Below are 15,010 nucleotides of genomic sequence, written 5' to 3' on the forward strand. Positions count from 1 at the left end.
CCGCCATAAATCGCGGCTAATATTGCAGTTGTGTGTAAAGAGTATTTTAAAATATTAGTTTTTTTCATTTTAACTCCAATTAAAATGGTTTTCAGTGTAAAAACTTTTGTATTTAAGACTGCAGTGATCATTAACAAGTTTTATTCTTGAACTACAAATGCCACCGGTGGCATATTCACTTTAAATAATAACAATAACAATAAGTAAAAAGGATTAGATGGAGCGATCTTTTTTGTAATAATTAATTTACAATAAAATAACATATAAATATCATGCATTTAAAAAAGTGTGTATATTTGTAATCACAGCCTTTTTTTTGTAATCGACTAAGAAATACTTCATTTTGGGCCTGTTTATCTTTCGAGGCTGAACTTGCAGCAGTAAGCTTGGTGTTTAGACAAGGCAGGGCCTATGTAGTGTGGTTATTCTCCATAAATAGGCGATAACGTAGAATAAATGCCAAACATGCGCTGCCCGTACGGTTTTGCTCAGGGACAATTTAATTTGTTAAATTGCTCAAAAATTTATGCAGGTTGGTTTAAGCGGTACTGTTCAACTGAAAAACTAAAAATGGAATTGTTACTTAACCTGAACCCTGGTTAAAGGATTTATTATCCAAAGTTCAGGTGACTTTAACTAAAACCGAGTAGTGAGCGCCACATAGTTGGGATAAGCCCCACTGAGCTCTTTATGAGAGCCTTGTGCGACTACTTTACCGCCTTCCAACCATACAACATTATCCATTTGAGCAAGTAGAGCGGGATCGTGCGTAATTGTGAGCACGCTCGCGTTATTCATAACATGCATTATTGCTTGCATTACCCCTTGCTTAGACTGATTATCAAGACCTTCTGTTGGTTCATCAAGAACCAAAATAGCCGGACTTTTAAGTAATGCTTGTGCAATAGCTATACGTCTAGACTGACCTTGCGACACATTACGCCCGCCAGTGCCTAATCGTGTTTTTAAACCTTCTTTTAGCTCATTAAACCACGGGCTTAATTGCGCTAATGAGAGCGCTTCAATCATTTGCTCTTTAGTTGCATTTGGCGCGGCATAACGTAAATTTTCACTCAGTGTGCCATCAAAAATATGGTGTTGCTGGGCTAATATATTTATCACACTTGCGCGTATATCATTATTTAATGAATGTAAGTCAACAACGCTATTTTGATTACTTAGCGTTATGCTGCCTTGTTGTAAAGGCCATAAACCAGTAAGTAAATTTACAAGCGTTGTTTTACCGCTGCCGCTTCTACCTACAATCGCTACTTTTTGCTGGGGCATTAGCTCAAAACTGATATCAGTTAGTGCTGTTTGCTCACCATATTGGTAGCTAATATTGTTAAGTGCTAACGTGTGGTTTTGCGCGCTAAAGTTTTCATCAACGTCTACATGTGTATCTTTAGCTTGTGAGCTAGCTGCTTTATCTTCAAGTGTAAACAACCGCTCTGCTGCTTTTAATACACTAGGAAGCTCTATAAACGCATTGGGTAGTAGCAATACACTTTCAAAGCTTGCCAGTACAAATAAACTTAACATAGCAAGTTCTACATTTACCATACTGCTTGCGTAAACCAGTGGAACTATGGTTACTATGGTTACTATGCTAGCAAGCATCGCTAATTGAACAACCAACAAGCTTAACCCATCTGAGTTTGCCAGTGCTTTGTGGCGAATAAATAATTGCTGATTGTACTGCTCGCTTAATTCGTCGCACTTATTAAGTTGCTGCGAACGGGCTTGATAAATACTAAGCTCTCTAAGTCCTGTGAGTGTATCTGAAAGCTCAGAGCGAAGTTGTGCACTAAGTTGTGTTTCTTTATGGCTGTTTTTAGTGAGCTTTGCGCTGAGTAGGGCAGGTATAACCACACCAATAAGTATAATGCCAGTAAAGCAAATAAGGGCGACGTTGCCATTATAGGCCGACATAAACAGCATGATGATTGGCACACTTAAAAGAGCGACCAGCATAGGAAGTAAAACGTTTAAATAAAACTTGTCGAGTGCGTCTACATCGTTTTGTAATCGGTTAACTAGATCAGCGCTGCGGCTCATTGCTAAATCAACATTGTTAAGCTTACTTAACGTTGCAAATACATTGGTACGTATTTCACTTAGTAATAAAAACGTGGCGTTATGAGTAACTAGGCGTTCGCCATAGCGCGATGCAGTTCGTACAATTGCTAAAAACCGAATCGTTCCTGCTGGAGTAAAGTAGTTCATTTGCACGCCCGCAAGACCTGCAGCCGCCATTGACGCTAAAAACCAGCCAGAAATAGCCAACAAGCCCACATTAGCTAATACCGTAATCGTTGCTAAAAATGTACCCAATAGCATCGCTTTATAATGAGGAGCACAAAGCTTTAATAAGCGAATAAAATTATGCATGCGCCACCCCTTGTTTAGCCGTTTTTAATAAATCAGCAAATGCACCATTTTGCGCTGCAAGTGTTTCAAAGTGACCTTGCTCAGCTATTTTTCCATCGTGCATAACAATGATATTGCTGGCATGTTTAACGGTATTTAATCGATGAGCAATGACTAACACTAAGTTATTTTTAGCATATTCATTAATAGCATCTTGAATAAGCAGCTCTGTTTGGCTATCAAGGTGCGCTGTAGGCTCATCAAGCACTAAAACTGGTGCTTGTTTTATGAATGCACGTGCGAGTGCGATGCGTTGCTTTTGCCCGCCAGAAAGTCCTTCCCCTTGCTCACCTATCAGTGTGTTAAAACCATCGGGTAGGGTATTTATAAATTCAAGCACACCAGCTTGCTTTGCTGCATGTTCAAGCTCTTGCTGTGTGGCAGTTGGTTTGGCCAATTTAATGTTGGCAGCAATAGTGTCGTAAAACAGCGTCGCTTTTTGTGGTATCCATGCAATGTTATTTTGCAGGTAAGTAATATCGGTTGTACTTAAACTCTGCCCATTAATAGATAGGTGGTTTATCACCTCAGGGTGAAACCCTAATAAGCAATCAAACAACGTACTTTTACCTGAGCCACTACTGCCCACAACGGCAATTAAGCCTTTATTTGGCAGTGTTAAATTTATATTTTTAATCCCTTCGTTACTATCTGGGTATATAAAATTAAGGTCGGTAATACTTATGGAGTTAATTGTATTTAAAGTTAAATTGTTTTCAGGCGTGCTTGTAGTCACTGACGCATTTTCGTCACTTGGCAGTGGTGCATTTAAAATCGCAACCATATCGGCAGNGGCTACCTAGCTGGCGCAGTGGTAAATAAAATTCAGGCGCTAAAAGTAGCACCACAAAGCCAGTAGCAAAATCAAGAGTGCCAAAAAACAGTCTAAAACCAATAATTACTGCGACTAATGCCACGCTAATGGTGGCTAAAAACTCAAGTGCAAATGATGATAAAAAAGCGATTTTTAAAACATCGAGTGTAGCGTGTCTAAAATCATCTGAAATTTTAGCTATTTGTTTAAGCTCGGTACGTGTTGCATTAAATAGCTTGAGTTGAGTTAAACCTTGTACGCGGTCAAAAAAGTAATTGCCCAGTACAGCAAGTTGCTTCCAGCGTTTTTGGTTTAAAGCTTCGGCTTTTGAGCCTACTAAAATCATGAAAAAAGGAATGAGCGGGGCGGTTAATAAAAATATCAGCCCAGCTTTATAATCTGTCGGAAAAATAACAACCAATATTGCCAGCGGAATAAGCGCGCTGTAAGCAGCACCAGGTAGGTATTTAGCATAATAGTCGTGGAGTGCTTCTACGCCATTATGTAGGGTATTTAATGTAGCGCCTTGGCCGTGTTGTTCTATATAGCTTGGGCCAAGTAAGCTGAGCTTATTTAGAAGTGTTTGGCGCATAGCCGATTTTATTTTAAGTGCAGCATATGCACTCAAGCGTTCGCTTAATGCTAAAAACACCGCGCGCAATAAAATAATGCCTGCTAAGGGCCATAATAAATGAGTAACTTGGGCTAAATTATTACCTTCAAACATAACGTTGTGAATAGTTTGCGCAAGTAAATAAGCACCTGCAATCATCAGTAATGCGTTAAAAGTACCCAGTGCAATGCTTAACTTTAACCACACTGCAGCGGGTTTACTTTGACGCTTTAAAAAAGCGCGCAGTGATTGCTGCTGCGCGCGATCTGGTCGGGGGTTAGTCGTCATCTTTTGTGTTGTTAGCATCGTTTAATAAATCGTGCATGGCTTGTTCATCATTAGCAATGCTGTTTTTATTTTGATGAAATTCGTACCACATTACATTTATTACACCTAAGGTACAGGCCAAAAGTACACCTAAAATCCAAGCGAAATACCACATAGTTTAGTCTCCTTAATAGCTACCGTGAGTGTTGTTTTCAATTTCTTCAACCGTTACTCTGCGCCACATTTTTACATAACACCAGGTGGTGTAAGTTAAAATAAGTGGGACAAAAATACACACTGCAACAAACATTACATTGAGCGTTTTATGGCTCGATACCGCATCCCAAATTGTTAAGCTAATATTTGGATTGTTGCTTGATGGCATAATAAATGGGAACAGTGAAACACCGGCCGTCATAATCACGCCAATTAACATTAAGCTTGTTGAAATAAGTCCAAGTGCTGGTTTATTCAATTTAGAAAACAATAGCGCACTTAGTGCCATTACAAACGCTAAAATAGGAAAGGTCATAGTCCATGGGCGTTCACTGTAATTGCTAAGCCACGCGCCTTGGGCTGTTGTTACTACTTTAGCTAATGGATCTGCATGGCTTTGTGTATCAGGCATAGATACAATTTGGTAACCCGTTAAATTAGCAACCCAAAAACCAGCGCCTGCAAACAGTATAATAAACACAATCAGTGAATAACGACCATATTGCCCTGAGCGTTCTGCTACTGCATCAGCTGTACGAAGCTGTAACCACATCCCCGCATGAGCAACTAACATAGTAATACTGACTAAACCAGCAAGTAACCCAAACGTGTTAAGTAAACCAAAAAATGAACCTTGGTAGCTAACACGCATTAGATTATCAATATTAAACGGTACGCCTAAAAATAAGTTACCAAAAGCAACACCAAAAACTAATGCTGGAATTGCGCTGCCTGCAAGCAGACCCCAATCCCAGTTATTACGCCAGCGTTTTGAGTCTACTTTACTGCGGTAATCAAACCCTAGTGGTCTAAAAAATAGAGCAAATAGTACTAGCATCATGGCAAAGTAAAAGCCCGAAAATGCAGCTGCATAAACCATAGGCCACGCTGCAAATAACGCGCCACCTGCGGTAATAAACCATACTTGGTTACCATCCCAGTGTGGACCAATGGTATTAATTACCGTACGGCGCTCTGAATCTGTTTTACCAACTAGGCGAAGCAACATAGCAACGCCCATATCCATGCCATCGGTAATAGCAAAGCCAATAAGCAGCACACCAATGATCAACCACCAAAGCATTTTTAATGTTTCATAATCAAAAATCATGATTGCTCTCCTTCAGTTTGATCAGTTTTATTTGGCAATTCAAAATGATATTTACCAGTATGCAGCGAGCTTGGCCCTTGCTTAACAAAACGGATCATCAACCAACCTTCAACAATGGCTAAACCAGTATAGAAAACAATAAATCCAGTTAAGCTAATTAAAATATCGTTTACTGTTAGTGACGACGTGGCTAAAAAGGTCGGCAGTATTTCAGATATAGCCCAAGGTTGACGGCCATACTCAGCAACTATCCAGCCAAATTCAATAGCTATCCAAGGTAGTGGAATGCTCAATACGGCAGCCCATAACAACCAGCGTTTTTGCTCAATAACGCGATGTGCGTTGTAGTAAAATGCCAATATAAATACACCCAACATGGCTACACCACAGGCAACCATAATCCTAAATGACCAAAACATAGGGCCTACTTTAGGGAAAGAGTCTTTAACGGCTTTTTGAATGTGCTCTTCGGTAGCATCTACAACATCAGGTGTGTAGCGCTTAAGTAGCAAGCCATAACCTAAATCATCTTTTAGGGTATTAAACTTAGCAATATTTTCTGGCGTATCTTCACCGTTTCTGAGTTTTGTAAGGTATTCATAAGCAATCATACCGTTGCGAATACGTACTTCGTGTTGTTTTTCTAGGTCGTTAATACCCGTTACTTGCTCATCAAGTGAACGCGTAGCAATTAACCCAAGTGCGTAAGGTATTTTAACCGCAGCATGTGTTACTTGCTCTTCCGAATCAGGAAAACCAAATGCGGTAAACGCAGCTGGAGCCTCTTCTGTGTGCCATTCAGCTTCAATCGTGGCAAGTTTTACTTTTTGAACTTCGCCTACTTCGTAACCTGATTCGTCACCGAGTAAAATTACACATAGGATTGATGCTAAACCAAAGCCCGATGCGACCGAAAAAGAACGTTTAGCAAACGCTAAATCACGGCCTTTTAATATGTACCAACTGCTTATGCCCAGTACAAACATAGATGCAGCTACATAACCTGCCGATACGGTATGAATAAACTTAACTTGTGCTACAGGGTTAAACACAAGCTCTGCAAAGCTGGTCATTTCCATGCGCATGGTTTGATAGTTAAATTCAGCACCTACTGGGTTTTGCATCCAACCGTTGGCAATCAAAATCCACAGCGCCGACATGTTAGTACCAATGGCCATTAAAAAGGTTGCACCTAAATGTTGGCGTTTAGAGAGTCTGTCCCAACCTAAAAAGAACATACCTACAAAGGTCGATTCTAAAAAGAATGCCATTAAACCTTCAATTGCCAGGGGAGCCCCAAAAACATCACCTACGTAATGGGAATAATAAGACCAGTTAGTACCAAACTCAAATTCCATGGTAAGGCCTGTCGCCACACCAATTGCAAAGTTAATACCAAACAATTTTCCCCAAAACTTAGTCATATCACGATAAATTTCGCGACCGGTCATAACATAAACCGATTCCATAATAACTAAAATCCAGGTCATACCTATCGTTAACGGTACGAATAAGAAATGAAAGAGAGCGGTAACAGCAAACTGTAATCGCGATAGATCCACAAAGGTTTCATCTATCATTATTGGCTCCTTGAGAGTGACGGATTAACAGGGCAACATTTAATTGGCAAAGTTAAGGTTTAATGAACTTTCAGTAATTACTGAAAGTTTGTAATAGTATTTACTTTTGTGCAATTTTTGTCAACATACATATTAGTAAAACTTAATATATATTTCCTATGCTACATCAGTATTAAAAACAAACAACATAAAGCCTTAGCTTACGTGATAAAAAACCAGTTATTTAAAGCGTTTAACCAAACAGTAAAACACGGTAAACTAACAAGCATGAACGCCTGGTTTACTTGTGAAATAAAATCAAATGAATAAAGATAAAAAACAACTACGAATTGGTATTGTGGCAGGTGAACTGTCGGGCGATATTTTAGGTGAAGGTTTAATTAAAGCTCTTAAAAAACATTTTCCGGACGCTATTTTTGAAGGAATAGCAGGACCTAAAATGCAAGCGCAGGGCTGTAAAACACTTTACGACATGGATGAGCTTTCGGTAATGGGGCTTGTTGAGGTGCTAGGGCGTTTGCCGCGTTTGCTTAAAATACGTAAACAACTCGTGCAGCATTTTGTAGATAACCCACCTGATGTATTTATTGGTATAGATGCACCCGATTTTAACTTACGCGTTGAAAAGCCACTTAAAGATGCGGGCATTAAAACAGTACAGTATGTAAGTCCATCTGTTTGGGCGTGGCGCGAAAAGCGAATTCATACAATAAGTGCAGCGACTAATTTAGTGCTTGCGTTACTGCCATTTGAAAAAGAATTTTACGATAAACACCAAGTGCCATGTACATTTGTAGGTCATACCTTGGCAGACGATATAGCACTTGAGCACGACGATACTAAAGCACGTGCAGAACTCGGCTTAAGCCTTGATGACAAAGTACTGGCGTTACTTCCTGGTAGCCGAGGCTCAGAAGTTGGTTTACTAAGCGAAACTTACATTAAAACAGCCGCAGAGCTGCAAGCTAAAAACCCTAATCTTAAAGTTGTGGTGCCATTGGTTAACGAAAAACGCAAAGCGCAGTTTACTGATATATTAAACGCTACCGCGCCAAACCTTAATGTTAACCTGCTTGATGGACAATCAAAATTAGCGATGCAAGCTGCTGATGCTATTTTATTAGCGTCGGGCACTGCAACACTTGAAGGTATGCTTTATAAAAAGCCAATGGTAGTGGGCTATAAAATAAAGCCTTTGAGCTATTGGATATTTAAAACTTTATTTACGTTTAATATTAAGTATTTTTCGTTGCCTAACTTATTAGCAGACGAAGAGCTAGTGCCTGAGTTTTTACAAAGTGAGTGTAATGTGGCTAATTTAACAAATGCGCTTACTCCTATGCTCAACACTGATAACAAAGAGCTAAAAGCACGCTTTTTAGCTATTCACGAAAAAATTAGATTAAATGCCAGCGAACAAGCAGCGAATGCTGTGGCGGAGTTAATAAATGCAAATTGATAGACCTAATGTATCCTTAATTGCCGGTGTAGATGAAGTAGGGCGCGGCCCGCTTGTTGGTGATGTAGTTACTGCCGCCGTCATTTTAGATCCCACTAAACCAATTGCTGGCTTAGCGGATTCTAAAAAATTAACAGATAAAAAACGCCAAGCGCTTGCGATTGAAATAAAAGAAAAAGCATTGTGTTATGCCTATGGGCGCTGCAATCCAACAGAAATTGATGAGTTAAATATTCTGCACGCGACTATGCTTGCCATGACCCGTGCAGTAGAGGCATTAAGTACGCAACCTGAATTTGTATTTATAGATGGTAATCGTTTGCCAAAACTCACTATGCCAGCGCAAGCTATTGTTAAAGGCGATAGCTTAGTGGCCGAAATTTCAGCGGCGTCTATTTTAGCTAAAGTAGCACGCGATGACGAAATGATTGAGCTTGATAAACGCCACCCTGAATATGGCTTTGCAGGGCACAAAGGGTATCCAACAAAAGCACATTTTGCAGCGCTTGAGCAGTACGGCGCGATTGATGAGCATCGTAAAAGCTTTAAACCTGTGCAGCGTGTATTGGCGCAAGCNGCCAATGGTGAGGGTTAAGCATGGCTGCTCCTGATTTTGTTCATTTAAGAGTTCACTCTGACTTTTCGATGGTTGACGGCCTTGCTAAAACAAAGCCAATAGTTGCTAAAGCGCAAGAGCTGCAAATGCCCGCTATTGCGATTACCGATCAAATGAACCTTTGTGGCTTAGTGCGTTTTTACGGCGCAACACATAACGCCGGTATTAAGCCTATTGTGGGTGCTGACTTTTGGGTTCGTAGCCCAGAATTTCCTGACGAGCCAAGCCGCTTAACCATATTAGCCAAAGACAACGACGGCTATAAAAATATTACCTTATTAATATCTAAAGCGTATCAACGTGGGCATGTGTTTCATCGCCCAGTGATTGACCGAGAGTGGCTGGTGGAGCATAAAACGGGCTTAATTATTCTCTCGGGCGCTAAAGATGGTGACTTAGGTAAAGCGTTACTAAAAAATAATCCAAGTGTTATTGAATCGGTAGTTAGCTTTTATAAGCAGCATTTCAGCGATAACTACTACCTTGAGCTTGTGCGCACTAACCGACCGCTTGAAGAAGACTACTTACACATGGCGGTAGAGCTTGCTACCAAAGAGCAGTTACCTGTTGTAGCGACCAACGAAGTAGTGTTTTTAAAGCCTGAAAACTTTGAAGCGCACGAAATTCGCGTTGCTATTTTTGACGGCTACACGCTTGACGATAAACGCAGGCCTAAGCGATTCTCTGAAGAACAATACCTAAAAACATCAGAGCAAATGGCTGAGCTGTTTAGCGACATTCCAGAAGCCCTACAAAACACAGTAGAAATAGCTAAACGTTGTAATGTAACGGTTCAGCTAGGGACTTACTTTTTACCTGATTACCCAACTGGCTCACTCAAGATTGATGAGTTTTTAGTTAAAGTGTCAGAAGATGGTCTTGAAGAGCGACTGCAGTTTTTATTCCCCGACGAAGAAGAGCGAAAAGTAAAACGTGTTGAATACGATGAGCGACTTGATATAGAGCTTGGCGTAATTAACCAAATGGGATTCCCAGGTTACTTCTTAATCGTAATGGAGTTTATTCAGTGGAGTAAAGATAACAATATTCCTGTTGGACCTGGTCGTGGTTCAGGTGCGGGTTCGTTAGTTGCGTACGCACTTAAAATTACCGATTTGGACCCACTTGAATTCGACTTGCTTTTTGAGCGGTTTTTGAATCCAGAACGTGTATCAATGCCCGATTTCGACGTCGATTTTTGTATGGATAGACGAGACGAAGTAATTGATCACGTGTCGGCTTTGTATGGGCGTAATGCGGTATCGCAAATTATTACCTTTGGCACCATGGCTGCAAAAGCGGTAATACGCGATGTAGGGCGAGTGCTTGGGCACCCTTACGGGTTTGTTGATCGTATTTCTAAAATGATCCCCGGCGATCCTGGGATGACACTTGCTAAAGCGTTTGATATAGAGCCGCGCTTGCAAGAAGCCTACGATGGCGATAACGAAGTAAAAGACTTAATCGACATGTGTCGCATCCTAGAAGGGTGTACACGTAACGCCGGTAAACATGCGGGTGGCGTAGTAATATCACCAACCACTATTACCGACTTTGCCGCGCTTTATTGCGATGACGAAGGTAAGTTTCCGGTCACGCAATTTGATAAAAACGACGTAGAAACTGCAGGCTTAGTTAAGTTCGATTTCTTGGGTTTACGTACACTGACTATATTGCAGTGGGCGGTCGATATGACCAATGTGCGCATGGAGCGCCAAGGTAAAGATCTCGTTGATATAAATACCATCCCACTGGATGATAAAAAAAGTATTGAATTATTACTTCGCGCTGAAACGACTGCTGTATTCCAGCTAGAGTCGCGCGGTATGAAAGACTTAGTACGCCGACTTAAGCCCGACTGCTTTGAAGATATGATTGCACTCGTGGCCTTGTTTCGACCAGGTCCGCTGCAATCAGGCATGGTAGATAACTTTATCGACCGAAAACTGGGCCGCGAAGAAATCTCATACCCAGATGCGCAGTATCAGCATGAAAGCTTAAAACCAATACTTGATCCAACGTACGGCATTATCTTGTATCAAGAACAAGTAATGCAAATTGCGCAAGTACTAGCAGGTTACACGCTAGGTGGCGCCGACATGCTGCGTCGTGCAATGGGTAAGAAAAAACCCGAAGAAATGGCAAAGCAGCGTTCAACGTTTGAAGACGGCGCAAGAAATAACGGCATTGACGGCGAACTCGCAATAAAAATCTTCGACTTGGTAGAAAAGTTCGCAGGTTACGGTTTTAATAAATCTCACTCGGCGGCGTATGCACTTGTTTCGTATCAAACGCTGTGGATGAAAACGCATCATCCTGCAGAGTTTATGGCTGCGGTAATGTCGGCTGATATGGATAACACCGACAAAATCGTTATTTTGGTGGATGAATGTGAAAACATGAAGCTCACCTTATTGCCGCCAGATGTGAATGCAGGTGAGTTTAAGTTTACAGTAAACTTGCAAGGCGAGATTGTTTACGGCATTGGCGCGATAAAAGGCGTAGGTGAAGCACCGGTTGATGCAATATTAGAAGCGCGTGCAAAAGGGGGCCCATTTAAAGATTTATTTGATTTTTGTGCCCGAGTTGATTTAAAACGCTTAAATAAACGCGTGACCGAAAAATTAATTTATTCAGGTGCACTCGATAATTTAGGGCCAGAAAAAACCCAAGCTGGCCGTGCTACATTACTAGCGAGTTTAAAAAGTGCAATGCGGGCAGCCGACCAACACAACAAAGCTGAGCTATTAGGGCAAAGTGATTTGTTTGGTTTATTAGCCACTGAGCCTGATGAGGTTGAACAAGCCTTTATTAAAGCCACAGGCCTAACTGATAACGAATGGTTAGATGGTGAAAAAGAAACCCTAGGCCTTTATTTAACTGGGCATCCGATAAATCAGTACCGCCGTGAGCTTAGGCATTATACCAGCGGGAAAATAGTTGATTTACAGCCAACGAACCGTGATGTATTTGCAACAGCCGCAGGTTTGGTGATTGCTTCTAGGGTATTAATTAACAAAAAAGGAAATCGTTGGGCCTTAGTAACTTTAGATGACAAGAGTGCACGGATTGATGTACGCTTGTATTCAGACGAGTTTGAAAAGTACCAAGATATGCTCCAAGTTAACAATATCTTGGTAATATCTGGACAGGTCAGCTTTGATAACTTCTCCGGTGGTATTACAATGACCGCCAGAGAAATAAACACCATTGCTCAAGCGCGTGAAAAGCGTATTAAAGCGATTAAAATGACGCTGAACATGGTGCAAGTCGAGGCAGGTTTCTTCGATAAATTACAAAAAGTACTCGAACCCTATAAAATGGGAACGTGTCCGATCAAGGTTTATTACCAACGTCCAGATGCGTTGGCGCAATTAACTCTTGGGATCGAATGGTGTGTTACGCCAAGTGACGACTTAATTCATAAGTTATCACTAATGGCTGCGCAAGATGTAGAACTAGAATTTAACTGATTAGGTAGTTTAGAGCATGAGCCTCAATTATCTTGATTTTGAGCTTCCAATTGCAGAATTAGAAGCAAAAATTGAAGAATTACAAAATATAAGCCGCGCTGGCGAATTAGACCTTGAGTTAGAAGAGGAAGTCAGCAAATTAAAAGAAAAAAGTGCCAAACAAAAACAGGAGATTTTTTCTAATTTAGGCGCTTGGCAAGTATCACAGTTAGCACGTCATCCGTTGCGTCCTTACACTCGAGATTATATCGAGCGCATTTTCACGGAATTTGACGAGTTTGCTGGCGATCGTACTTTTGCTAACGATCCGGCTATTTTAGGAGGCGTTGCGCGTTTAGATGGCGAACCAGTAATGGTTATTGGCCAACAAAAAGGCCGTGACACTGCTGAAAAAATTAAACGCAACTTTGGTATGCCAAAGCCAGAAGGTTACCGTAAAGCATTACGCTTAATGGAAATGGCTGAGCGTTTTAAAATGCCAATCATGACCTTTATCGACACGCCGGGTGCATACCCAGGTGTTGGCGCTGAAGAACGTGGTCAATCTGAAGCAATCGCGCGTAACTTAAAAGTAATGGCGACACTTAAAGTGCCGACAATATGTACGGTTATTGGTGAAGGCGGTTCAGGTGGTGCATTAGCGATTGGTGTTGGCGACAGAGTTAACATGTTGCAATACAGCACTTACTCTGTAATTTCGCCTGAAGGTTGTGCGTCTATTCTTTGGAAAAGCGCCGACAAAGCACCACTTGCAGCAGAAGCAATGGGTGTAACCGCAGAGCGAGTTAAAGAACTAGATTTAATCAGTAACTTAATTGATGAACCTCTAGGTGGCGCGCACCGCAATTACGATGCTATGGCACGTAACTTAAAAGTTCGCCTTAAACGTGACTTAGCAGACCTACAAGCGCTAACGCTTGAAGAAATGCTTGATCAACGTTATAAACGTTTAATGTCGTTTGGTTATTGCTAAACACATTAAATGTTAAAAAAAAGCCGCTTATGCGGCTTTTTTGCTTTAAAATGTTCAGAGTTTTTATATAAAAGTGCGCCCATATGCATACATCAGCAATTTATCAGCAATTAAAAAAATCATTAAATAGCTATATTGAGCAAGGTAACACCGCTTTTACAGTGGCGCTTTCTGGTGGCGTTGATTCTGTGGTGTTGTTGCATTTAATGCGCACTTTAAAAGTAGATAACCCTGCAATTAATGTATCGGCTATTTATGTTCACCATGGTTTGAGCCAGTATGCTGATGACTGGCAACACTTTTGCAAAAACGTATGCATTGAGCTTAATGTGCCTTTTGAAGCTGCGAAAGTTGTAATTGAGCAGCAGTCGCGCACAAGTCTTGAAGCCCAAGCACGCGACGTCCGTTATAAAGCACTTGATGAACTAAGCCCACAAGGCAGCATTATTTTACTGGGCCAACACTTAAACGACCAAGTAGAAACGTTTTTATTGCGCTTAAAGCGTGGCTCAGGTTTAAAAGGGCTAGGTTCTATGTATAAAGAGCGCTTGCTGCAAAGTGGGCGTATATGTTTTAGACCATTGTTAAATGTAGCTCGCAGCGATATAGAAGCGTTTGCAACGCAGTTTAGTGTTAGCCACATAACCGATGACTCTAATACAGATGAAAGTTTTGATCGTAACTTTTTACGCTCAAAAATAGTACCTGTGTTAGCTGAGCGCTTTAATGGGTTTGAACAATGCACTGCACGAAGTATTGAGCTACTACAGCAGCAACAAACATTACTTGATGAATATACTCAGCTTGATTTAAATAAGTGTATTAACGAGCATCAAGCACTTTGCATTGGCCAGATAAGCGAATACAGCGCAGCGCGCATTGCAAATATAGTACGTGCGTGGCTTGCACTATTTACACAAGTGATGCCATCGCAAAAGCAGCTCGAGCAAATTATTAATCAAGCAATGCGCGCAAAAAACGATGCACAAATGCGTATTGATTTGCTCGATGGGCAAATACGTCGTCATCAAGGTTATTTGTATTTTGTAACACCAAGTGAAGTATTAACAGATATTGAGCTGAATCATTCACAGCTAAAACTGGCAGACGGGCGCTTATTAATTAAAAGCACCGGTTGCGGAGTAAGACCTCCACACGCTAATGAGCAAGTAATAGTGCGCTTTGATTGCAATAGCGCACGTATTAAACCACTTAAAAAGCCTGGTAGTAATACAGTTAAGCATTGGTTTAAAGATGCAAAAATAGCGCCTTGGCTTCGCGCCAGTGTGCCGCTTATTTTTTATAATGATGAGTTAGTTCAAGTGGTTGGTTATTTTATAAGTGCTAAGCATATTGATGAAAATGGTATTTTTTGGGAGTGTAAATAAATGAGTAAACAGCCGCATGTTGGTTTGTCGTTAGTTACTAAAGCGCCAGTGGGTATGCTAATAACGGCCG

Annotated in this window: 9 protein-coding genes and 1 pseudogene; 5 read left to right on the forward strand and 5 right to left on the reverse strand. The window is 41.0% G+C overall.

Annotation, left to right across the window (positions count from 1 at the left end; translation table 11 throughout):
• Positions 1–636: 636 nt before the first annotated feature.
• The 5 genes and pseudogenes from cydC to L654_RS0118310 form a co-directional block, all read right to left on the reverse strand.
• Complete coding sequence (gene cydC / locus L654_RS0118290) at positions 637–2,391, reverse strand: thiol reductant ABC exporter subunit CydC (RefSeq protein WP_024608692.1); 1,755 nt, start codon at positions 2,389–2,391, stop codon at positions 637–639.
• Positions 2,384–4,145: pseudogene (gene cydD / locus L654_RS01000000126395) on the reverse strand (thiol reductant ABC exporter subunit CydD). Before cydD ends, cydC begins: the two are co-directional and overlap by 8 nt.
• Entirely contained in the window at positions 4,135–4,299 is a 165-nt protein-coding gene (gene cydX / locus L654_RS0118300) for a cytochrome bd-I oxidase subunit CydX (protein ID WP_024608693.1), read from the reverse strand. The pseudogene cydD and the gene cydX overlap by 11 nt, the downstream one beginning before the upstream one ends.
• Positions 4,300–4,311: 12 nt before the next feature.
• Positions 4,312–5,451 (reverse strand): cytochrome d ubiquinol oxidase subunit II, encoded by a 1,140-nt coding sequence (cydB, locus tag L654_RS0118305; protein ID WP_024608694.1) that lies wholly within the window; start codon positions 5,449–5,451, stop codon positions 4,312–4,314.
• Complete coding sequence (locus L654_RS0118310) at positions 5,448–7,031, reverse strand: cytochrome ubiquinol oxidase subunit I (protein WP_024608695.1); 1,584 nt, start codon at positions 7,029–7,031, stop codon at positions 5,448–5,450. The genes cydB and L654_RS0118310 overlap by 4 nt, the downstream gene beginning before the upstream one ends.
• Positions 7,032–7,332: 301 nt before the next feature.
• Here L654_RS0118310 and lpxB point away from each other — a divergent pair, with 301 nt between their 5' ends.
• The 5 genes from lpxB (at position 7,333) to tilS (ending at position 14,940) form a co-directional block, all read left to right on the forward strand.
• Positions 7,333–8,490, forward strand: a complete 1,158-nt coding sequence (lpxB, locus tag L654_RS0118320; RefSeq protein ID WP_024608696.1) for a lipid-A-disaccharide synthase — start codon at positions 7,333–7,335, stop codon at positions 8,488–8,490.
• The gene (gene rnhB / locus L654_RS0118325; protein ID WP_024608697.1) at positions 8,480–9,085 is read left to right on the forward strand and encodes a ribonuclease HII; all 606 of its coding nucleotides are present in this window, start codon (positions 8,480–8,482) and stop codon (positions 9,083–9,085) included. The genes lpxB and rnhB overlap by 11 nt, the downstream gene beginning before the upstream one ends.
• A 2-nt stretch (positions 9,086–9,087) precedes the next feature.
• Positions 9,088–12,579 carry a DNA polymerase III subunit alpha gene (gene dnaE, locus L654_RS0118330; protein WP_024608698.1) on the forward strand — a complete coding sequence of 1,164 codons (3,492 nt, stop codon included), beginning with the start codon at positions 9,088–9,090 and terminating at the stop codon, positions 12,577–12,579.
• A 16-nt stretch (positions 12,580–12,595) separates the two neighbouring features.
• Positions 12,596–13,552: an acetyl-CoA carboxylase carboxyl transferase subunit alpha gene (accA, locus tag L654_RS0118335; protein ID WP_007581016.1), complete on the forward strand. Its 957-nt coding sequence runs from the start codon at positions 12,596–12,598 to the stop codon at positions 13,550–13,552.
• Positions 13,553–13,635: 83 nt separating this feature from the next.
• On the forward strand, positions 13,636–14,940 hold the full coding sequence (gene tilS, locus L654_RS0118345) for a tRNA lysidine(34) synthetase TilS (RefSeq protein WP_024608699.1): 1,305 nt from the start codon (positions 13,636–13,638) through the stop codon (positions 14,938–14,940).
• Positions 14,941–15,010 lie beyond the last annotated feature (70 nt).

The sequence above is a fragment of the Pseudoalteromonas sp. TAB23 genome (assembly GCF_000498075.1).
GTDB classification, from domain to species: Bacteria; Pseudomonadota; Gammaproteobacteria; order Enterobacterales; family Alteromonadaceae; genus Pseudoalteromonas; species Pseudoalteromonas arctica.